The 23,280-nt window shown below is 35.6% G+C and carries 16 protein-coding genes and 2 pseudogenes; 3 read left to right on the top strand and 15 right to left on the bottom strand.

Annotation, left to right across the window (positions count from 1 at the left end; translation table 11 throughout):
* Positions 1-1,347: 1,347 nt before the first annotated feature.
* Positions 1,348-1,562, top strand: a pseudogene (locus ACQKMR_RS25920) (tyrosine-type recombinase/integrase); the annotation flags it as partial.
* Between the two features lie 568 nt (positions 1,563-2,130).
* On the opposite strand, the pseudogene ACQKMR_RS25915 reads toward ACQKMR_RS25920, so the two are convergent.
* The 7 genes and pseudogenes from ACQKMR_RS25915 to ACQKMR_RS25885 form a co-directional block, all read right to left on the bottom strand.
* Positions 2,131-2,839: pseudogene (locus tag ACQKMR_RS25915) on the bottom strand (IS6 family transposase).
* A gap of 110 nt (positions 2,840-2,949) precedes the next feature.
* The gene (locus ACQKMR_RS25910) at positions 2,950-4,434 is read right to left on the bottom strand and encodes an aminoacyl-histidine dipeptidase (RefSeq protein ID WP_427699851.1); all 1,485 of its coding nucleotides are present in this window, start codon (positions 4,432-4,434) and stop codon (positions 2,950-2,952) included.
* Between the two features lie 24 nt (positions 4,435-4,458).
* Positions 4,459-5,907: a YfcC family protein gene (locus tag ACQKMR_RS25905; RefSeq protein WP_427699850.1), complete on the bottom strand. Its 1,449-nt coding sequence runs from the start codon at positions 5,905-5,907 to the stop codon at positions 4,459-4,461.
* A 606-nt stretch (positions 5,908-6,513) separates the two neighbouring features.
* Positions 6,514-7,854, bottom strand: a complete 1,341-nt coding sequence (locus tag ACQKMR_RS25900) for an aspartate aminotransferase family protein (RefSeq protein ID WP_427699853.1) — start codon at positions 7,852-7,854, stop codon at positions 6,514-6,516.
* A gap of 35 nt (positions 7,855-7,889) precedes the next feature.
* Positions 7,890-9,347 (bottom strand): CoA-acylating methylmalonate-semialdehyde dehydrogenase, encoded by a 1,458-nt coding sequence (locus tag ACQKMR_RS25895; protein ID WP_427699849.1) that lies wholly within the window; start codon positions 9,345-9,347, stop codon positions 7,890-7,892.
* A 171-nt stretch (positions 9,348-9,518) separates the two neighbouring features.
* Positions 9,519-11,189, bottom strand: a complete 1,671-nt coding sequence (locus ACQKMR_RS25890) for a PucR family transcriptional regulator (RefSeq protein ID WP_427699848.1) — start codon at positions 11,187-11,189, stop codon at positions 9,519-9,521.
* A 491-nt stretch (positions 11,190-11,680) separates the two neighbouring features.
* On the bottom strand, positions 11,681-11,857 hold the full coding sequence (locus tag ACQKMR_RS25885) for a phospholipase D-like domain-containing protein (RefSeq protein WP_427699852.1): 177 nt from the start codon (positions 11,855-11,857) through the stop codon (positions 11,681-11,683).
* A gap of 45 nt (positions 11,858-11,902) precedes the next feature.
* On the opposite strand from ACQKMR_RS25885, the gene ACQKMR_RS25880 reads away from it, so the two are divergent.
* Positions 11,903-12,088 carry a hypothetical protein gene (locus ACQKMR_RS25880; RefSeq protein WP_427699847.1) on the top strand — a complete coding sequence of 62 codons (186 nt, stop codon included), beginning with the start codon at positions 11,903-11,905 and terminating at the stop codon, positions 12,086-12,088.
* Between the two features lie 316 nt (positions 12,089-12,404).
* Here the strand turns inward: ACQKMR_RS25880 and ACQKMR_RS25875 are convergent, their stop codons facing one another.
* From ACQKMR_RS25875 to ACQKMR_RS25850, 6 genes are all read right to left on the bottom strand, one after another.
* Entirely contained in the window at positions 12,405-13,829 is a 1,425-nt protein-coding gene (locus ACQKMR_RS25875) for an amino acid permease (RefSeq protein WP_427699846.1), read from the bottom strand.
* A 62-nt stretch (positions 13,830-13,891) separates the two neighbouring features.
* Positions 13,892-15,166 (bottom strand): peptidase, encoded by a 1,275-nt coding sequence (locus tag ACQKMR_RS25870; protein WP_427699845.1) that lies wholly within the window; start codon positions 15,164-15,166, stop codon positions 13,892-13,894.
* A gap of 25 nt (positions 15,167-15,191) precedes the next feature.
* Positions 15,192-16,373, bottom strand: coding sequence for a thiolase family protein (locus ACQKMR_RS25865; RefSeq protein ID WP_427699844.1), 1,182 nt, complete (start codon positions 16,371-16,373; stop codon positions 15,192-15,194).
* A gap of 11 nt (positions 16,374-16,384) precedes the next feature.
* Complete coding sequence (locus ACQKMR_RS25860) at positions 16,385-17,044, bottom strand: 3-oxoacid CoA-transferase subunit B (protein ID WP_427699843.1); 660 nt, start codon at positions 17,042-17,044, stop codon at positions 16,385-16,387.
* On the bottom strand, positions 17,029-17,727 hold the full coding sequence (locus tag ACQKMR_RS25855) for a CoA transferase subunit A (RefSeq protein WP_427699842.1): 699 nt from the start codon (positions 17,725-17,727) through the stop codon (positions 17,029-17,031). Before ACQKMR_RS25855 ends, ACQKMR_RS25860 begins: the two co-directional genes overlap by 16 nt.
* The gene (locus ACQKMR_RS25850; RefSeq protein WP_427699841.1) at positions 17,708-19,075 is read right to left on the bottom strand and encodes an aspartate aminotransferase family protein; all 1,368 of its coding nucleotides are present in this window, start codon (positions 19,073-19,075) and stop codon (positions 17,708-17,710) included. The genes ACQKMR_RS25855 and ACQKMR_RS25850 overlap by 20 nt, the downstream gene beginning before the upstream one ends.
* A 159-nt stretch (positions 19,076-19,234) precedes the next feature.
* Here ACQKMR_RS25850 and ACQKMR_RS25845 point away from each other — a divergent pair, with 159 nt between their 5' ends.
* Positions 19,235-20,794, top strand: a complete 1,560-nt coding sequence (locus ACQKMR_RS25845; RefSeq protein WP_427699840.1) for a PucR family transcriptional regulator — start codon at positions 19,235-19,237, stop codon at positions 20,792-20,794.
* An 808-nt stretch (positions 20,795-21,602) separates the two neighbouring features.
* Here ACQKMR_RS25845 and ACQKMR_RS25840 read toward each other — a convergent pair.
* A complete protein-coding gene (locus ACQKMR_RS25840) occupies positions 21,603-21,956 on the bottom strand; it encodes a hypothetical protein (RefSeq protein ID WP_427699839.1) in 354 nt (117 codons plus the stop codon).
* 493 nt (positions 21,957-22,449) lie between these two features.
* Entirely contained in the window at positions 22,450-23,073 is a 624-nt protein-coding gene (locus ACQKMR_RS25835) for a class I SAM-dependent methyltransferase (RefSeq protein ID WP_427699838.1), read from the bottom strand.
* Positions 23,074-23,280 lie beyond the last annotated feature (207 nt).

The following is a 23,280-nucleotide window of genomic DNA, read 5'->3' as shown; positions in this document are numbered from 1 at the left end:
CAAATTTAGTATAGCATGAAATATTTTAAGTTTTCATTGAAAAATGTTGACAAACTATTAGCTGGTTTAGTTTAAGTACATTTCTTCACAATCTCTTCTAAAATAGTTACTCAACAATCTGGCCCGATTGATGAATAAAATTAAAAAAGCACACATTTCATAAATTTTATTTGTTCCAAAACTCGCAAAAAGTACTTATTTGTGGGTTTGTTTCAATCAGTACCCAAAAATCATATTCCAAATCACTAAATAAACGAACATTTCTTTTAACTTTTGGGCTATATGCTTCCCAATAGTTATTTCCAAACTTACTGCTTCTCTTTTTTGGAATGGGTGAATACATGAGATTCCCGCCCCTTAAACGTCGCATCTGAAGCGTTGTTTTAAAAAGGATATTATGTCAGATATTCTACATTACTTTACAGAATCCTTTGTCGAAATCTCGGTATTTTGTAGAAACAATCTATTAAAATTGATAAAGAATTGCTTCATTCTACACTGCTTAAAATGATCACACTTTGCCTTCCATATAAAGAATGTACTCACTTTTGGTTCCTACTGATTAGACACAAAAGTGAGTACATTAATTTTTTAAATGGTTGATTAATAAGCAATTATAGATACCTGAAATGTTCTTGCTTTTATGACCTTCTACATCCTACTCTATTTTTTCGCGGGTACTTCATCCTGATAAAAAGGCTTTGCTCGAAAAGAAGTTACTTGAGGCAACTAATAATGGTGAAGTTGCCCAAGCAAAAGTAAATGAATCTGAATTTAAAGAATAAAAAAAGTAATTCCAACATTACATGATTATAAAAAGGCTTTTTGGTAGCGAATTATACTTGAAGAATTTGAACTAGAATTTAAGCGAATAATAGAACAAATTGAGCAAATATTAAAACAAAAAGTTATGTTTAAAATGTCAAAAGAATCCATTTCAAAGGGATTCTTTTTTTCAATTTCACATCCCAACAAGTTATTTTGAGTTAGGAATACGTATTCCTAAAACTTATTGTAAGCTCAAAAATGTCGTCAACATTTTTTGAAAATTTAATAAAATCAAACTATTAATTTTATATATTACGTATGCCCTACGATTTTATAATCTTATTTTTTAATTGTTATCCCATTGTTTGATTTAATAATAAGTCACCATATTAGTTAAAAATTCCTTCTCGTTTGATAATCAGATAAAATTGTATACTCGTCATAAAAACGAGGTTAAATAGCCCAATGAACTATAACTCACTATGTGCGCCCCTAATTGTCATTAAATTTAAGGAGGAATTACTTATGAACACCTCCAGTATTATTTACTTTGAAAGAAAATTTCCTAGTGCAAACATGTTACCGCATATTCACAAGGAAATTACGTTGCATTCGTTCAAGCATACGCACACAAGTTACTGATCGAAGCAGGGGTGGGGTTGAAAGAAATCCAACAATGATTAGGACATACAGATATTCAAACAACTATGAACATCTATGCTCATATGACTGACAACATGGAAGAAAAGGCCTCCCATCAATTCAGTAAACTGATGGAAGACCTTCAACTTTAAAGATATTTACATGTTAGGTGAGCAAATAGGTGAGCATTTATTTCTAAATACTCGTTAAACCCCTATATTTAAAGGGATTTAAGCGATGATTACATCATGCCGCCCATAAATTGTGGGGTGTTACGTGAGAACATCATACAATCTAACCTTAATTAAACCACACAACATAACATTTGTTTCTAGACAGAATATTCACTCAACAATATATAAAAATATCGATATCGGCACCCATTCGTCACCTTTTTGGCACCCAGGGTGATTTTTCTATTAAACCGATCGTTAGTAAGAAGCTATTGAGCTTATTACACAAACGCGCCCGATTCTTGAATAACTTAAGATTAGCTATAAATTCATTGGTTCTGGTGCAAATATGATTTGTTAGAAACATAGAACCTCTATATCCTTTTCATTTTTCATCTTTAAATTATGATGCTACTCCAAACAATTTATGTATGATTTCAATCTCGATTTGGACAGACTCCCCTTGTTGAAGTTGTCCTTTTTTCGGTTCTGTTGCGAAAATAATGTACTAGTACCATAGAGTGGTAATACCCTGTTAACTTTGGGATTAAGCAGCTACCCCGAACAACTTATGAATGAATTCAACCTCATTTTGGGCGACTTTGCCCGTTGATGAGGTTGATCTTTTTTAACCATATGCATAGCTTCGATACCACTCAAAATATAGGTGGCTGTTCGAAACGATTTCAATCCCAACATAGAACGGACCCCTTTTTTTATAAAACGATGATCTTGTTCCTCAATGTTGTTCAGATCCCGTATTTGTCGTACTTGTATGCCTTCTGGCATACTTTTTTCTTCTTTTAACTCTTGAATCGCTACAGGATAAACTGGGTTCTTATCAACCGTAATCACACGTGGAATTGTAGAATGGCAAGTAACCAAGGCTTTCTAAAAAAAAGCACTTGGCAGCTTGTTTATCTCTTAATTCACTTAGATACAAATCAATCGTATTCCCTTCTGAATCGACTGCACAATACAAATACATCCATTGTCCTTTTACTTTTATGTATGTTTCATCTACTCTCCACGAATCATTGGTCTGCTTGAGATGACGACGAATTTTCTTATCTAAATCAGGGCCATATTGATGTACCCAACGCATAATCATTGTATGAGCCATTGATAGGCCACGTTCCTCTATCATTTTTTACAAGATTACGAAAACTAAGGTTGTACCGTAGGTACCATCTGACAGTGAGAAGAATAATTTCTGGTTGATAATGTTTCCATTTAAATAAATTTTCCTTAGACATACTGATCACACACCTTTTTTAGAGTAATAGTATCAGTATATCCAAGATTTAGAGATTAATTGCACTTGTCTTGAAGTTTTTGCACCAGAACCATTTTTCGATCCTCTTCACTACATACTATTTTCCTTCCAATTAAATGATTTCATTTCTTTTAGTACTGAAAGGAAATATTTCCAATTATTCATCGTAGAATGTATATTTAAATGTTCATCGGGAGTATGAACATTGTACATATCAGGACCAATCGAAATAGCATCTAATCCAGGAATTTTCTCGATAAAGATACCGCACTCAATTCCAGCATGCACTGCGATAATCTCAATATCAGTACCATGTTTCTTCTTATAAATTTTTTCAAATAACTTTCGAATGTTTGAGTTAGGATTATATGGCCATTCTGGATAATTGCATTCGGTAGTAAATTGGCACCCAAGTGTATCTGCTACTATTTTGGCATTATTAACTATATTGTACTTTAGACTTTTTACCGTACTTCTCGTATCACTTTCAAACTTTATTTCTGTATCTAATGTTGTAATAACTCCTAAGTTAGTCGAGCTTTCGACCAACCCTTCTATCTCCATACTCATGCTTTGAATACCATTTGGAATTAACATCAGAGAGGTAATTGCCTTACGCATTGTTTCTTCCGAAAAAACCTTGGTAAAATCAAACTTTATGTTTTCAAGGCTTATATATACATCCGGGTCAGAAGTTTGCAGCTCGTTTTTAAAGATAACATTCCACTCGTCAATTTTATTTTCTAGTTTCTCAACAGAATCTGAATGAAGCAAAATAATTGCTTCAGCTTCACGAGGAATTGCATTTACTGCTACGCCACCATTGATTTGTTGAATAAAATAAGGGAATTTAGCTAACAAATCAAATAATAATCGACCTATTATTTTATTGGAATTACCTCTTCCCTTATTGATAGACATACCAGAATGTCCTCCCTTTAATCCTCTAACGCTAATACAATAAACCGATACATCCTTAGGGATATCTTGCCAAACTATCGGAAGAGTTTGGATTACTTTTATCCCACCTGCACTGCTTACTAATAACTTATTATCTTCTTCTGAATCAATATTAATGAAAATTTTACCGTCAAGGTTAGCAGGATCAACAGCTAAAGCTCCCCCCATAGTGGTTTCTTCTTCTGTTGTGATAACAACTTCAAGGGAAGGATGAGGGATTTCATCTGAATCTAATAAAGCAAGAGCATAAGCTACTGCAATTCCATTATCAGCACCTAATGTTGTATCTGTTGCATATAGCATATCTCCTACAATTCTTAATTGAAGTGGATCTTTTTCAAAATCATGAAGAGTCCCTTTATTCTTTTCACAAACCATATCCATATGCCCTTGGATAATGACGGTTGGTATATTCTCATATCCAGGTGTAGCTTTCTTTTTTATAATGACATTTAATGCTTCATCCTGTATGACCTCTAAATTGCGTTCTTTTCCAAAGCGACTCAAATAGTCGCTAATCGCTTTCTCATTGCCAGAACCCCTAGGGATATTTGATATTTCTGAAAAATAGTAAAATACTGGATGTTTTTTTAACACTTCTAAACTATTATACAAGTTGATCGTCCTTTCACCGTTCAATTACTGTCCATAATTAATAGCTACTGCAATGATGACAAATATGATCTCCAAGCTTAGAATTGAAAGGAAAAGCGGCCATAAAAATTTATACCAACGATCAATTGGTATGCAAGCAATCCCGCATATAACAGCAACAGTATGAGGCCAAAACATATTTGCAAATCCGTCTCCAAATTGGAAAGCTAGAACGGCAATTTGGCGATTCAGACCGACAAGATCCGCTAGCGGCGTCATAATGGGCATTGAAATCGCTGCCGCGGCAGATGCTGAAGGAATAAATAAATTAAGTAAGGTTTGTCCAATGAGCATAGAGCTTGCAGAAATCATAGGCGATAAGTCCTTTATAACATATGCCATAGCATGCACAATTGTATCGATAATGTGCCCTTCTTGAAAAACAACTAATATAGCATTAGCTAGGCCAATAATGAGAGCAGCAAATACCATGGTTTTACATGCTTCTATAAATGTATCTGCAATTTGAGCAAAAGTAAGCTTGTTTACTAAACCTGTGACAATCATCATCATAATGAGGACAGCTGATAATTCTGGAAGATGCCATCTAAATTTAACCGTTCCCATAATTAAAGTTAGAATGGTACCTACAAACAATATCATGCTAATTTTATGCCGTGTAGTAAATTTTTGCTCAGATAGCACCCCTTTTCTTATATCTGAAAGAAAGGGAAACTCTATGTCTTTTACAAGGCTTGCATCCGGATTTTTTTTTACTTTATTTGCATAGTGCATAACATAAAAAATTGACAGGGACATAAAGGCTATAAAAGCTATAATACGAAACCCAGTTCCAGAAAACAAAGGGATTTTTGCAATGTTCTGAGCTATTCCAATGGTAAAAGGGTTTGTTATGGATGCTGAAAAACCCGTAGTTATGCCCACATAAACAATGGCAACACCAACCAATGCATCATATCCAAGGGCAACAGCAATTCCCATCATTAGGGGAATGTATCCATAGCTTTCTTCATACATTCCAAAGGTTGCACCCATAAGTCCAAAGACAAGCATAAAAATAGGGGCAATGAAATTTTCTTTTCCCTTCATTTTCTTTAAAAGTACCCCAATGCCGCAATTAAAGACTCCAGTTTTTGTTAGCATAAATATAAAACCATAGGAAAATAGGACATAGAAAATGATTTCCGCTGCATTTATCATTCCCTTTTGAATGCTCAGAAACAAATCAAAAAAACTAACTGGTGATTGTTCAATAAGCTTATAAGAATCAGGTACGACAACTAATCTGTCAGTAGCCAGATCTTCCACTCTATTAAATTCACCTGCAGGTACAATGTATGTTAAAATCCCTGCTAAGAAAATCATCATTCCCATAAAAACATAACTATGGGGCATTGTGAAATTAATTTTTTTCCTCTTTATAACTTGCTTGTTTGATTCTTGATTATTTGATTCAATTGCAGTTTTCCCCATTATCTATCCAGCTCCTGGTTAAAAGTTATGGTGTCAAAAACGTTTGTTTGTCTTATCTTAAAAATCTCATTCGACAAAATACTACTGCCCTTTGCATTGAGTTACGGGTGTATTTTTCACATGAGATCATTGACCTGGCTGAGATACATAATTTTCCTTTTGTAAAAAGGTTAAATTTGATAAAATTATCACTAATTTACACACCTTGCTTATCAAGTGCAATGTAAAAATTTTAAGAGAGTTAGAATCATTCTCCAAAAATTTATCGCAATTAAGCCTCAAAGAAAAAAATACCAGTAAAATTCTGCGAACTTTATCTCAAATGCTTTCCTTACAGGTGATCTACTATCCTATAGAAGGTTGTCCTATCTTTTTACCGCAAATAAATCCATCTATTCAAAAAGAATGTTTGGAGTTATTGAAAGTTCATTTTGAGAAAGGCTCGATTGACTCATCAGAACAATCTCAAATCATTATAAGTCCGCAAAACACTTTGCTCTATCAACCCGGCATTGCCATTGCCCAGATTTTTTACGTCGGCTATTTGTATACATTTTTTTGGTGATTATTGAATAATCATTAATCATGTTAACCTACTTACAAATATCATATTTGAGTTAAGCTTACTTTCAGTGTTTTGACGATAAAGGCAAGGTCGTCATCTGTAATACTTAATGGGGGAGAAAGCTGCAATATATTATTGTATCCCGCAACGGTGTCACCATTTTTACCAATAATTAAACCTCTTTCTTTACAAGCACTAATAACTTTGTTCATCTTTTCAATGGACGCAGGTTCTTTTGTATGCTTATCTTCTACCAGTTCAATACCGAGAAGAAGGCCTTTTCCGCGTACATCCCCCACATTTGGATGTGCCTTTACATCCTCTAGTTCACGTAAAAGGCGTTCACCCAATTCTTTGGAGCGTTCGATGAGCTTTTCATTTTCTAAGATTCTTAAATTTTCCAAAGCTAGGGCGCAAGCGGCAGGACTTCCCCCGAACGTATTCACATGACGGAAACGATCATAATCCTCACTGCCTAAGTAAGCCTCGTAAATCTCTCTTTTGACTGCCGTTGCCGATAACGGAAGGTAAGCACTAGTAATTCCTTTCGCCATCGTAATGATATCCGGCTTGACTCCATAGTTCATAAATCCGAATGGTTTCCCTGTCCGACCGAATCCGCATATGACTTCATCACAAATCAGCAAGGCGCCATGATTCTCACAAATCTCTTTTACTTTTGCCATGTATCTATCAGGAGGCATTAAAATTCCTCCCCCAGTAATAATCGGCTCCATAATTACCCCGGCCACCGTTTCACTTAACTCCCAAGTTATGACACGATTAATTTCTTCAGCACTTTTAAGTGTATGAACATCATCTGGATTGCGATACGTATCAGGTGGTGCTACATGCAGAAACCCTTGCCCTAATGGTTCATATTTGTACTTTCGTTGTGCTTGACCTGTTGCTGCAAGCGCACCCATTGAATTACCGTGATAACTGCGATAGCGAGAAATAAATTTGTAGCGTCCGTGATCCCCTTTTTGTTGGTGATATTGACGAGCAATTTTAAACGCGGCTTCATTCGCTTCCGATCCACTGTTCGAGAAGAAAATAACGTAATCGCCCCCAAGCCATTCATTCAACTTTTCTGCCAATTTAATCGCGGGAACATGACTTTGGGTTAATGGGAAGTACGGCATTTCTACAAGCTGTTCATAAGCCGCTTTCGCAAGCTCTTTTCGCCCGTACCCAACATTCACGCACCAAAGACCAGACATACCATCTAAATAACGATTTCCATCAATATCCGTTACCCATGCTCCTTCTGCTTTTGTGATAATTAAATTGGATGGGCTAGGATTCGCTCCTCTCATTGAATGCCAAAGATATTTTTCATCTAATTTTTGCAAATTTTGTGTTTGCGTTTGCACCACAATCGACCTCCATTCAATTTTTTATTACATCATTATTTTTAATAACGAGCAGTAAGCATTTTCTTACGAGTATAGAATTCTACTCCATCTTTTCCATTTGCATGGAGATCACCATAGAAGGATTTCTTATAACCAGAGAAAGGGAAGAATGCCATAGGAGCGGGAACTCCAAGATTGACACCTAACATACCTGCATCGATTTCTTCACGGAATTCACGGATTGCTTTAGCACTGTCAGTATATAAGCATGCCCCATTTGCAAAATCGGACTTATTTGTCAGTTCAATGGCTTCCTCTAAGGTCTCAACTCGAACAATCGATAACACTGGAGCAAAAATTTCATCCTGCCAAATTTTCATTTCAGGTTGGACGTTGTCGAAGATCGTAGGGCCAACAAAATACCCTTGCTCATTCACTACATCTTTTCTTCCATCCCGGATCAAAGAAGCTCCCTCATTTTCACCCATTTCAATATAATGAATCGTCCGTTTTTGGTGTGACTCACGAATGACTGGCCCAAGGAACACGCCTTCATCCATACCATTTCCTATTGTAATGCCATCAGCTGCTAATTTGAGTCGACTTATTAATTCATCAGTAACGTTTCCTACTGCAACAACAACGGAAGCTGCCATACAACGTTCACCTGCAGATCCAAATGCCGCATTGATGATATTGTTTACAGCGTTGTCTAAATCAGCATCCGGCATGACAATGGAATGATTCTTTGCACCTGCAAGAGCTTGGACACGTTTGCCGTTAGCAGCTGCAGTTTTGTAAATATACTCAGCAACAGGTTGAGAACCAACAAAGGATACGGCCTTCACATCCTCATTGTCCAGAATGCCATTAACAACGTCATGTGCACCATGCACAATATTTAATACGCCATCAGGCAGACCTGCTTCTTTAATCAATTCAGCTAAGCGATTAACCAACAAAGGAGTTCTTTCAGATGGTTTTAATACAAACGTGTTTCCGCATGCAATCGCCAGTGGGAACATCCAGCATGGAACCATCATCGGAAAGTTAAACGGTGTGATTCCTCCGATTACTCCGATTGGGTAACGATACATACCAGATTCAATATCAGTAGCAATATCCGGAAGTTGCTGACCCATCATTAAAGTTGGTGCACCTGCGGCAAATTCAACACATTCAATCCCACGTTGGACTTCGCCGTAAGCTTCTTCATAACTTTTTCCGTTTTCTAGCGTAATCAGTTTAGCTAACTCTTCCCAGTTTTCGACTAATAATTGTTGATAACGGAAGAGAATACGAGCACGGCGAGGCACAGCCACTTTTCTCCATTTTTTAAATGCTTCTTTAGCCGTTGCAACAGCCCCATTTAATTCTTCTCTATTTGAAAGTGGTACACGAGCAATAATCTCTCCCGTTGCTGGATTAGGTACATCTTCAACCTGTTTGCTTGTAGATTCTATCCACTTTCCTCCAATAAAGTTTTTTAATGTTTGTACATTTTGGGTTACTACCATAGTAAAACCTCCTAGTTTGAAATTATCTTTCTATGAATTTATTATATCTACTTATGAAAACGCATTCAGTAGACAGTATGTAAATTGAATTACAAAATTTTCACGACATTCTGGTAATTTCAAGTATGACCATTTACAAATAGTCTAAAAAAACAGGATCATTGTATTAATTTATGATTTAGGAGAAGATACATATTCATAGGCGGTGATAGCAAATTCTATCGCTTGTCGTTTATAGAAATCCATAAAATTTTCACCTAATAGCTCATTTAATTTTTGAAGTCGTTGGTAAAGAGTCTGACGAACGATATATAATTTAGTTGCAGTTTCCTGCTTTGATCCATTACATTTAAGATAAGTTTTTAATGTTTCCATTAGTTTCCCATTGTTTTGCTGATCATATTGAAGGACAGGGTTTAAATAATCAGAGATAAAATCATCAAGTGCGCCTTGTTCATTGGCTATAGACACTAATCGAAAAATAAATAATTCTTCATAAAAATAACTAAAGCATGCTTTCGGTATTTTCTCTTGAATGATAAATGTCTCTTGTGCCGTGTGATAACTCTTTTTTATTTCGCTTAGATGTTCCATAAACTTTCCAATGCTAAATTTAATTTGAACAAATTTCCGATCCTCTACCAATGCTTGTTGTATATGGTGTATTCCAACTTTAATTCTATGTTTCCAATCATTGTTTTTTCGCTTATTTACTAATATAAAAATGATTTTATTTTCTCTTATAGTAGATAAAAGGAAGAAACCATGTGATAGGAAAACAGAACGAAAAAGTATTTTTAAGTATGTAATTTCTGGATTTCCCTCATCTAACTGATCGATCTTAAACAGTAAAACGACACATCCGTTTGGTTCAAGATCAGGGTCCAAACCTGAGAGAAATCTGCTTATTTGATCCTCACTATGTGCTCCTTCTAACCATTTTTGAATCCATTCCGTTACTTCCGTCCTTCTTCTTTCTTCAACGTATAACGTACGTAAAATATATTGTGCTAATGCTGTAGCGCTTCTGTCTAAAATGAGTGTTTCAAACTCTGAAATCGGACCTGATTCGGATATAATAAATAAATCGGCAAATTTCTGATTCAATGCTTGTATAGACTGATGAGCGATATTCATGTGTTTTTGTATATTTTCCCCTTTCAATAGTTGAAGAATTTGCTTCTGTTCTTTCGATGATTTGTTGGATACAATATAGGTTTCACCTTGATTTTGAATAAAGCAAACTGACATATTTACATATTTATGTAGTAAATTCAAGATTTTTTGTTGTGGGTTAGATTTTAGAAGTAACTGATTTAACTGATGTGAATATTCTTCTAAATCTGAAATCATTTGATAATGTTTTTTGATTAAGAGAGTATGCAAATCTTGTGTAATATCAACAAATCGTACTTTTTCGTAAAAAACAATTAAGGGAAAATGATGCAGGTTGGCTAATTCTATAATTTCTTCTGGGATACTAGCCATATATGTTCCTAATTCAATACACAGTCCAGCAGCATTGGAATCAATAAGCTGTTTGAAGAATGCAAGGAAAATCTCTTTACTTTCTTTCAATCCCATCCCTGTCGATAGGATTAGTTCACTTCCGTTAAGGAGCTGTTCAATTTGAGTTACTTCCATAACATGAATCCATTTAACCGTTCTATATAATCCACCTGTGCCTGCGATCACTTTTGTATTTCTAAAATTTCTCTTCTCTAATATTTCCTGTACAGATAATTTAACGTCAGAGTACATCTTTATTTCGCTCCTCTCCATAAGGAATCCAGTTTCAGTAAGTATAATCATTCCAAAGCAAACTGTACATAAATTTTCCAAGCTTCCCAAAATAATAAAAGATGCAGGCCAAAACAACTATATTAGTGTCCTACCAACAAAACGTGAAAACATACGCTAAGAGAATTTTGGGATGAAAAAAGCCGATTTTCCCTACGCTAAGAGAGTAACATCAGGAAAATACGGATTTAAACGGTAAGGAAATCCAAATATAAAAATGCCTAATTTCTCGCTTTTAACACCGAGAAATTAGGCTTTAGTTACTTCATTAATGCTCCCTTTAATGGAATAACTTGAATAGCCTTTTTAAACATCTTTATTGTCATTCAACAAAAACGTCCAAAAATTTATATTTCTTTTTATAAACTTCTATAAATTGAAATTTATATGATTATAGACTGAAATGTTATGGTTTTTATGGATCTATAAAAGTGTACTTTTATGAACTAAAAAAAAAGAGCAAAACCAGTAAAAGGTTTGCTCTTGCATTATGATATTGTAAGTTTAGATTTAAATTAAGAATAATTAAACAGTTATTTTTTTAAATCTATAAATTTTTTGGCATAAGGTTCAGTATATTCACGACGATGTTTTATATCTATAGATTCATCGTTATATTGGACTTTAATTGTCCAATTATATGAGCCACTAATTACTGCATTAAGATTAATAACACAAAATTTATGATGCAAAAGGGACGACTTTGTGATAAATCGATTGCTCTCATTGTAAAAAAATATATTGGCGCGTTAGGAATGAACGAAAATGAATTCGCTGCCCATAGCCTACGGAGCGTGCTATCTACGAGTGCAGCAATGATGGGAATGACCGATATTGCTATGAAACAGACGGGACAAAAAACGAGGGAGATGGTCGATCGGAATGTTCAGGCTGGGACACGTTATAAAAATAACGCTAGAAGCATCTTGAAGATTATATAAGGTAAAAGGCTCTTTCTTTTACCTTATATAATAGAATAAACTCGTCAAAGATTATATGATTTTCTGTTTGTGATAAAAATAAATTAGTGTTTCTAGGAAGCTCTGTAATGAAATAATTGGGCGATGGGTTTGGAAAATAAATTTATTTTTGACTGAGAGTTAATCTAAGACAATTGAATAAGCATCTGTAAATTAAAATCCTAGTAACTGTGAACACCGGTGTGTTTTTCCCCAGTATTTAATATGTTAAACCTTTTTCACCAGAACAATATAATCTGTTATTTATTGTTCACTTTTTGTGTTTAACTTTTATTAATTAACGCACATTTTCATAATCTTCTTGAACCGATGACTCAACATCTTTCTTTCCGCGTTTTTGCAAAAATAAAATATATATTAAATGAAAAGCAATGGCTACTGGAACACCAATATATATAGTCAACTTAGTTCCTTCGTCAAACACTAAACTAATTAATACAACCAGATTAAAGACAAATGCCAAGATAGGAACTAATGGGTAAAGTGGGGTCCGGAATTTTAGATCACTAACTTTTCCACCTTCAGCTACATATCGTCTGCGGAAAAAATACTGAGATGCCGCAATACTCATCCAAGCCAACATGGATGCCATTCCTGCTACAGAAAGAATCCAGGTATAAATAGTTTCAGCTGCTACTTTTGAAACAAGAATAGACACACAGGAGATCCCCATGCTAGCCGTTAAAGCAAGTAAAGGCACACCTTTTTTGGTTAACTTTTGAAAGGATCTTGGTGCCATCTTAGAACTAGAAAGAGAGTATAACATCCTAGTTGTGGTATAAAGACCAGAGTTAGCAACGGATAGTAATGAGGTAATAATTACAAAGTTCATGATATCGGCTGCATATGGTATACCGATGTTGTCTAGAGCAGTAACAAACGGGCTAGCATCTGGCTGGATTTGTTGCCAAGGTACTATAGAAACTACGATAATTATTGACAAAACGAAGAATAATATAATTCGGTAAGCAGTTTGGTTTATAGCCTTCGGGATTGTCTTCTCTGGATTTTCACTTTCACCAGAAGCAATTCCTACAAGTTCCGTACCACCTAACGAATAATTAACAGCCATCATAGCAATAACTACTGCAAATAATCCATTAGGGAAGAAGCCAAATTCTGTTAAGTGTGTAAAATAAGGAGCTGCTGGTTCACCCTCAATTGGTACAATCCCCAAAATAGCGGCTAACCCAATTAAGATAAATGAGATTATAGCGGTTACCTTAATACTCGCGAACCAGAATTCTGTTTCTGCAAAGCTGCGCGCAGAAAGGGCATTAACAGAAAATAGTACAATTCCTGCAATTAACGACCAGATCCATGGAGAAATATCCGGGAACCATCTTTGCATCAGCGAACCTATAATGATAATTTCATACGCTACGGTTGAAGACCACCCAATCCAATAAATCCACCCAACTGTAAAGCCTGTCGATGGATGAATATATTTAGTCGCATAAGTTTGAAAAGATCCAGATACTGGCATTTCTACAGTCAATTCCCCTAAGCACAGCATAACTAAATACATAATAAGTCCGCCCATCATATAGGCTAAAACTGCGCCTATAGGGCCTGACTGACTAATCGTAAAACCTGAAGCGTTGAAAAACCCTGCACCAATTACGCCACCTAAAGCAATCATAAATAAATGGCGACTTTTCATTACCCTTTTCAGACCTTGTTCATTATCTAATTCAGCCATAACACCCTCCTAAATAAAATCAGTCATTTGATGCATGAACTAATTATGGCATTTCCTTTAATTCAGATATTGTCCTTGATACTACACCACTGAATTATCGTTAATGCAATAATTTCTGCAGATTTAAAAACTTTATCCAATTCAATATACTCATCTGGGAAGTGTGCCATTTCCGTTGTCCCTGGTCCAAATATAACTGTTGGAATTTTTCCTACTTCTGTAAGTAATCCCCCATCAGTTCCCCAAGGAGAAGCCTCTATCACTGGTTCTTCACCAGTAGTTTCTCTATATTGATAAACTAACGTATTCATCAAATCATGTTCAAGATCAATTTCCCCTGGCAGCCATCGAGCACCAAACCATTCTAAGACAGGAGGGTTATCCTTAAACCATGGGTCTAGGATTGATAATTGTTGTAGACAATCCTCCATTTCATGTTGTGCATCTTCTACCTTCTCGTTAGGTGCTACACCCATTCTTCCCTCTATTTTTAGCAAATCAGGTACTGAAGATGGCCAGTTTCCTCCTGAAACAACTCCTATATTAATAGGAATTGGGATAGGGGTTTGCTCGTAAAGAGGATCATTAATACGTTGATTCCGTTTAGACTCCAAAGCCCTGATTTGCTCCACTAGTATCAGCGCTTTATCAAAAGCGCTTACTCCCTCATATCGTGTTCCCCCGTGGGCTGATCGTCCTTTGACAAAGATCCTAAACCACATAGATCCTTGCTGTTTAGGGAAAATCCTCATATTTGTAGGTTCTGTGATTAGTGCAGCATCAGCTTTATAGCCTTTTAGAATAGTAGATAAGGTCCCTGTTCCACCACTCTCTTCTTCTATAACACTCTGAAAAATAACGTCGCCTCTAAGCTTAATATCGAGTTGTTGAATGGCTTGTAAGGATAAAAGAAATGAGACTAGCCCACCTTTCATATCCGTAACACCACGACCATACATTTTTCCTTCCTTAATTGCTCCACTATAGGGATCATCTGTCCATTGTTCATGATCACCTTCAGGGACAACATCAATATGTCCATTTAGGATTATAGAACGGCCACCACCTGTTCCGGGTAGAACACCTACAACATTAGGACTTCCTGTAAAATCATCCCTTGACGAGCAAAAATAGGGGCTTTCGGTTAATTCTTTTCCACTTGGCTCCCAGGCATCCACCTTTAACCCCATATTCGACAATACTTCAGTGATTATTGATTGCGCTTTTGACTCATTTTCAGAAATACTAGGAGATTGTACAAGTCGCTGTAATAATTCTGTACCTTCTTCATAATGCTCTTTTAACCATGTTTGAATTTGCTCTTTGATTAATTGCAATACAGTTCACCTCGCTTTAATGCGGTTATAATGTTAGGTTTTCATATATGACGGTAAGCCCCATTCCACCGGCCATACATAGCGTCACCATTCCATACTTTGTTTTGGTACGTAACATTTCATTCATTAAACTAACGGTTAGCTTAGCACCAGTTGCTCCAACTGGATGCCCCAACGCAATAGCTCCACCATTAACATTTACTTTTGAATAGTCTAACTCTAGTTCTTTAATAACAGCTAATGCCTGTACAGCAAAGGCTTCATTAAGCTCAATCAAACCAATATCATCTAAAGTTAATCCGGCTAATTTTAGTGCCTTTTTTGTTGCAGGAACAGGTCCAATTCCCATAATACCTGGTTCCACACCAGCACTAGAAAACGCTTTCACTTTTATCAAAGGTTTTATACCTTTTTGTAAAGCTTTCTTTTGTGACATCATTAATACTGCTGCTGCACCATCGTTCATAGGGCACGCATTCCCAGCTGAGATTGACCCATCTGTTTTAAAAACTGGTGGGAGATTTTTTAATTTATCTAGCTGAATATCCGTTCGTACAGACTCATCTGTCCTGAAAAAGTAAGATTCTTTCATCCCGTGGACCTGAACAGGTAAAATTTCCTCTTCAAAATAATGATTTTCAATAGCCTGAGCTGCCTTTTTGTGGCTATCAAAGGCAAATTTATCTTGTTCCTCGCGGGAAATACTGTAAATTTCCGTTAAGCGCTCTGCCGTCATTCCCATATGTTTATTTTCCAACGAGCAAATTAAACCATCAGTTAATAGTGCATCTTCCATTTCAACGTTCCCAAACTTTGTCCCCCATCTATTTTTAACTAAATAAGGGACCTGACTCATATTCTCTACCCCACCTGCAATTACCACCTCTTCTTGACCGGCCTTAATCGTTAAGGCCGCGTTAGTAATTGCTTTTAAACTTGAACCACATGCCTTGATTACAACATGTCCTGGAACACTTGTTGGGAATCCAGCTAATTGTGATGATATTCTAGCTGAATTTAATCCTCCCCCATGTACATATCCATGTCCAAATATTACTTCATTTACATCCTCTTTGGTAAGAGTGGTCTTATCCATTAAACCTTCTAATATTTGTCTTCCTATTTCAGTGGCGGAAGCACTTTTAAGTGACTTTCCAAATGCACCCACTCCAGTACGAACTCCTGCAACGATGACGGCATCTTCCATTACATTCACTCCTAAATTTTTTCTGCGGTTTTAAGTATTTTCAATTGTGCATCTGTATGTTTAATTACATCTTCGACTGTGTAAGGTTCCATAACCTCTTTTAACTCTAATCCTTGTGGCGTCACCTCAATCACAGCCATTTCAGTGATGATCAAACTAACACAGCCTTTGGCGGTAAGTGGTAATGCACATTCCTTCAGAATTTTTGATTTACCTTGTTTATTTGTATGGTTCATCAGTACAATTACCTTTTTAGACTTTTGAGCCAACTCCATCGCACCACCCATACCAGGGACAAGTTTTCCAGGAACAATCCAACTTGCCAGGTCGCCTTCTTCGCTTACTTCAAGGGCTCCTAAAATGGTAACATCTAAACGGCCTCGCCGGATTATGCCAAATGCAGTAGCACTATCAAAAAAGGAAGCCCCTTGTACTACAGAACACGGATAACCACCGGCATTGCATAAATTAGGATTAATATTACTCCTTTTTGGTGTCGGGCCAGTGCCTAATACTCCATTTTCGGCATGGAATTGAACAGAAATATCTGATGGGATATAATCAGCAATTAATGTAGGAATCCCTATTCCAAGATTAACAATCATTCCATTATCTATTTCTTGGGCAGCGCGCTTAGCTATACGGTGACGATCTTCTACTCCCAAACCCATTTCCAATTCACTCCTTCACTTGGAATTACCATATCCACAAATATTCCAGGGGTTATAATCGATTCTGGATCAAGTTCACCAACTTGAACAATTTCATCTGCTTCAACTATCGTAAAATCCCCCGCCATAGCAACTAATGGGTTAAAATTACGTGCGCTTTTTTCAAATACGAGATTTCCAAGATAATCAGCCTTTGAAGCATGGATTATTGACACTTCAGCAGTTAATGCTGTTTCGATCAAATATTCCTGTCCATTTACAGTAATATGTGTCTTTCCTTCCTCTGCAATCGTGGCTAATCCCACATCGGATAAAATACCACCTAACCCCATACCACCGGCTCGAATACGTTCAATCAACGTTCCTTGTGGAGAAAATGTTACTTCCATTTCCCCCTTGTTCATTAATTGACCGGCTATTGGGTTGGAACCAATATGAGAAGTAATTAGTTTCTTCACCCTTCCTGAACTAACCAATCTCCCAACCCCAACGTCCGGGAAACCTGCGTCATTACCTATTAAACTTAAATCTTTACATCCTTTATTTAATATCCCTTCTACAATTGTAGGGGGAGTACCGATACCACCAAATCCCCCGTACATTAAGGAGCATCCGTCATAAATTCTTTGAAGGGCTACTTCTAAAGTACTTACCTTTCCTTGTTTAGACTTGGACAGTAGCATTTATCTTTCCCTCCATACTGAGTTCACATTGTACTTCAGAAATTGCCTCTTCTAAAATATTTACTAAACTATCAATTTCATCTTTTGTAATAACCAAAGGTGGCGAAATGATAATAGCATCCCCCATCCCATTAATAGCTCCTGACGCTGGATAAACAAGTAACCCTTTTTCAAAAGCTTGTTTAATTACCCTATTTGTTACATTTAATTCAGGTGGATAAGGGTTTTTCTTTTCTCGGTCTGCTACAAACTCCATTCCAATTAAAAGGCCCTTTCCTCTTACGTCCCCAATCATATCGTAAGACTCTAAAAGCGCTTTCAATTTACTCATAAGATATATACCTTGTTCTTCTGCATTTTCTACCAATTGATGTTTCTCAACGTATTTAATAACCTTTAGTGCAACTGCTGCAGATTGCGGATTAGCACTATAAGTATGGCCTCCTATAATAGACCTAGATCCATTTAATATAGGTTCCATAACTTTATCACTGACTAGAGTAGCTGCCATTGGGGTGTACCCTGAACTCATTCCTTTTCCTAGAGTAATAAGGTCCGGTGTAACATTCCAATGCTCTATTGCAAACATCTTCCCAGTACGGCCAATTCCGGTCATTACCTCATCTGCAATAAATAGGACGTTACAACACTCACAAATCTCTTTGATTTTTTGATAGTAATTAGCTGGTGGCGTGATGGCCCCCCCAGAAGCACCTATAATTGGCTCGGCAATAAATGCAGCAACACGTTCTTCCCCAATACGCCTAATCTCCGTTTCAAGTTCTTGGGCACAAAGAAGACCCCATTCCTCTTCAGTTAAATTATCAGGTCGACGATAAGTGTATGGGGCAGACACTGAAGGATAATCAGCTAACATTGATGAAAACCTCTGTCTTCTTAATACATGTCCTGACATGGATAATGCTCCCATAGTAATTCCATGATAACTAGTCCACCTAGATATAATGCGATCTTTTTGTGATTGTCCTTTTTCTTGCCAGTATTGTATAGCAATCTTCATCGCTGTCTCGGTCGCTTCTGAACCACTATTTACAAAGAATGACCAATTAAGATCTCCAGGAGCCAATTGACTCAATTTTTCTGCTAGTTTTTCAGCTGGTACATTGGTAAATTGTGATCTATAAGAAAATGAAATTTTTTCTGCCTGTGCAAGGGTTTCGTTGATAACCTCCTGTACACCGTGTCCAATACTTACTGTTACAGCTCCAGACGACCCATCAATATATTTCTTACCATCCTGATCATATATATATATGCCTTTTGCAGATGCAGCTATTGGATATTGCTGACCTAATACCGGTTTAATTAAATAATCTCGTTCCTTCATCCGTTACATCTCCCTCGGAATTATAAGAGTATACTAAAACTTTATTAAAATTTCTGACAAATAACAATTTGACAAACGTATGAAAAAATAGAGGTTCCATTATACACCGCGTATAATGGATGATAGAATAATCTAAGTTTAATCACTAGGGGGCTGTCTATGGCTATTCGGATTTATGAAGCGTTGCAACTACCTATTATGAAACAAACAAAATTAACGGCTGGAAAAAAGGGGTTACAAAATTGGATCAAATGGGTAACTATTGTGGAGGTAATTGAAGATATCTATCGTTTACAAGATGGAGAGTTTTTGATCACAACAGGATTCGGATTAGGAGAAAACACGGAGAAACGTAAGGAATTTGAAAAGCTTTTATCGATCGGAAAACTATCTGGAATAGCTATATATACAGGATTTTATTTAAAGGAAATTCCAAAATCATTTATTACCATCGCAGATGAATATGCCTTACCTTTAATTGAAATTCCAGCAAACATAAACTTTTCTATGATTACAAAAGAACTACTGGTACAAATTGTTAACAAACAAAGCCAAACATTTGAATATTCACTACGAATCCATCAGGATTTTACACGGCTTGTATTAGAACAACACGGATTTGATCCTATTACAAAAACCCTTCATGAAATAATTGATGCAAGTGTAATCCTTATAGCAAAAGATGAAATAATAAGTTCCTACATAAAACATGACTTTATTGATATTAACAATTTAAAAAATCTATATGAAAAACAAATGGATAACTACAAAATTAATAGTCAACCTATTATAGCTAATAAAAATACCTATGGAAGTCTACTCATTATAAAGGAAAAAAGGTTATCGGAAGAATTGGATTCAATTGCAATTGAGCATGCCACTACTGTATTTGCGATTGAATTTTTGCGAAGGAAAGCAGTAGAGGAGACACAATTGAGGCTAACTAGTGACTTCCTGGAAGAAGTATTAAATCCTATAATCCCAAATAATAAAGATATGATCGAGAGAGGACGTAAACTAGGAGTAGACCTTACAAATCCACAAAGTATCATATACATTTATTTTCCATTATTAAAAGAGGAGAAAATCAAGGAAAAATACAATGAGTTAACCGAAATTATTCAATACACCATGGGAAAGTCAAAAATCCCCAACCTCATGAGGACAAAATCCGATAGTGTCATTATTTTGGTGGAAGCAAAACCTGGATTAAATATTTTAGAGTTAGCTGAGAACCTCTTAAATAGTTGGAATTCGACATTATCAAATGAACAAATAGCTATAGGTATTGGTAAAACAACTGCCGACATTTATCAATTACACAAAAGTGCTGCTGAATCTGAGCAAGCAGCACGATTTTCCCAAATTCTATTTAAACCAAAATCCATAGTCCATTATAACGATTTTGGCGTATATCAATTACTCATTGAAATGAAAGAATCGGGGGTAGATTTAGAAGAGTTTTACCAAAAATATATTGGAAATCTACTTGATTCAAAAGGTATAGACCTCATTACTACACTTGAAGCTTATCTTTTTTTCAATCAAAGTATTAAAGAAACAGCAAGCGAGCTATATATTCATCGCCATACACTGAAATACAGGTTAGAACAGATACAGAAAAAAACTGGATTAGACCTAAACAATTATGATAATGGCATAAAGTTATACTTAGCTATTTTGGCATATAAATTATTAAAATACATTCAAATTCAGTAAGGTGGAACGGATTTAACAACCTTTCACCTTTCCTTGTTACTGGATCCCCCGACTCATAATTTTTGATTTTCGACTTGTAAATTAATAAAGGGGGAGGAATGGCTATATGCATTAGATTTATAAACTTCCGGTTAGGCTGAAAACGCCAATTTAAAAAGGTTCCCTTAAAACAAATTGGCAGAAGAATGGAACCATATAGGACAAGAAGCGAAGTTTTTACAAGCTCAAGGTTCCCAATTATCAGTAGGAGAGAAAATAAATTTCGGCTAATGTTTTCTTTCCACTTCCAACTAAACCTATAGTATGTATTTTACTAGGAGAAATATTTTTCATAAACATCACCACTTACCGAATAATTATAAGTTAGTTTTTCTCTTAACTTCCTGTATCTCCTTTTAACTTATATTTCTAAAAAGAAAAAGGAAATACAAAGGTCGCTAATTCACAAAGCGAATGTAACTGTTAAGGAGTCGGAGTTCAAGAAGATTAATTTAATCAAACGATTGATTAAAATGAGGAAATGCTGCTTTGAAATAAAGTTTGATCAAAAACACCTCGCCAGCCCTATATTTTACAACATGTCACACAAACAACATTTCCTGTATCTTGTGGTATTGTGGCTCGTACCCTTTGTAGCGTTTGTGAACGTGCTAGTTATGTCAGTAAACTTCGCTTCTTTTCTGGAAAAAAGGGCAGTTGTAAAGTTCAATTATAGTAAATTATACGAAAATATTTAGATATTAATTTATTTTAGAAACTTTTCATATAAAATGCTACCCATTTAGAATGAGTAGCAAGTAATACAAAGCTATTTGAAAATAATTTGTAGTTTTCCATATACTTTGCCAGAGGAATATCCATCTTTCACATCAACATAAAATTTACCTATTTTCATACCTGTGAATAATGTCTTTCCACCTGCTAAGCTATGATAGCCTGTGCACTTTCCAGTACTAGCATTGCAGAGACGAGCCCATAAGTTACTATAATTAGTCAATAACTTACTTCCAGAAGAGGTCTTTAAATAGATTGGGGAAACTAGTTCTACCTCTAAGTCACTACCTTTGTTAGGATTTCCAATTTCACCATCCCATTTTCCATCTTCTGTTTGAAAAGAATACTGAGGAACACTTGCTTGAGCAGAAGAAGTACTTAATACCATTCCACCTACCAGAACTAACACAAAGGTACTTAAGATTGAAAATAAGCTTTTTATGTTATTTCCTCCTCCAATCTTTATCCCTTTTATAATATCAGAATAAACTGATTATTAAAATGGTTAAAAATGACCAAAGCTTCTTAGATTCAAACATCTTTTGGTTGCGTCATCTTCATCAACCTTACTTAAATAAAGTTCATGAACCGAAAACATCTGTAATTTCGGTTTTTTCTTATTTAAGCTAAAAGGCGGTACCTCCAAAATTTTTCTTATTAACAGAAAAGAAAAGTAGAAATCAAAGTTATTAACATGATGTATTAGATTGAAGTGTTGTGGTTTTTATTGAAGTAAAGCACCCGTTACTTTAAATACAATTCTTCACAATCTTCTTATATAGTCGAGCTAGGAAAAAGCAATGCTTTATTTAAGGCATCGCCTCCTTTTATTTCAAAAAGAATAAAAGATAAACTTAGTCTATTCGTATTTTTATTAGTGTCTAATTATTAAATTGTTCTAACTTTTGTGGTTTTGCCCAGATTAAATAAAGATATCCTAAAATCCCACGTTCATGCTTCTTAATTATCAAATTGGATTGCTTAACTATTTCTAAGATATCCCGATTTTGATGGCATCCAATAGCATTAACTGCAAGCTTATCAATTTTCTTTTGAATCCAAGCCAGGGTTGGGACGGAAAATAGCCCATGTTCCAAAAGTAATATCTGTCCATCTTCTTTACACCATTTATTAAAAAGGTTTAAAACATGGACTGGATTTTCATAACCGCAAAAAGAACCGGATGAAACAATTGTATCAAAGGAATTATCAGGAAAATCAAGGCATTCAACATCAGATAAAATAAATTTGGCTTTTACCTCATATTTTTTTGCAGATTCTTTAGCATGTTCAATCATTTTGGGGCTGAAATCTACTCCTAAATACTCTATACCTTTTGGATAGAAGGAAAAATTCATTCCAGACCCAACAGCCACTTCTAAAGTCTTTCCTTTAACCGATTGGAAAATTTGCTTTCTCCATTTATTTTGCTCTTGTTTTTTACGCTCTTTTGAATATTTGGCAGCTTGTTTATTAAACTTTTGGATTAATTGCTCTTTCTTCATTAGCCAATTCACTTCCTGATACTATAAATTTCGCATCATCTATTATTATACCAATTTATATTTCTTTCCATATTACACCATTCGATTTGCATTCTTGGGTGAATTCTTGTTGAACTCCCTCAGTTTGATACGAATATCTCTCGAATGCTCACTTATTCGCAGGATTTCATAACCCTTGTAATTGGATTTCCGGGTAATTGAAATGAG

This window comes from Peribacillus sp. NPDC096540 (assembly GCF_050278525.1).
Classification (GTDB): Bacteria; Bacillota; Bacilli; order Bacillales; family DSM-1321; genus Peribacillus.
This window is presented reverse-complemented; position numbering and strand designations above follow the sequence as displayed.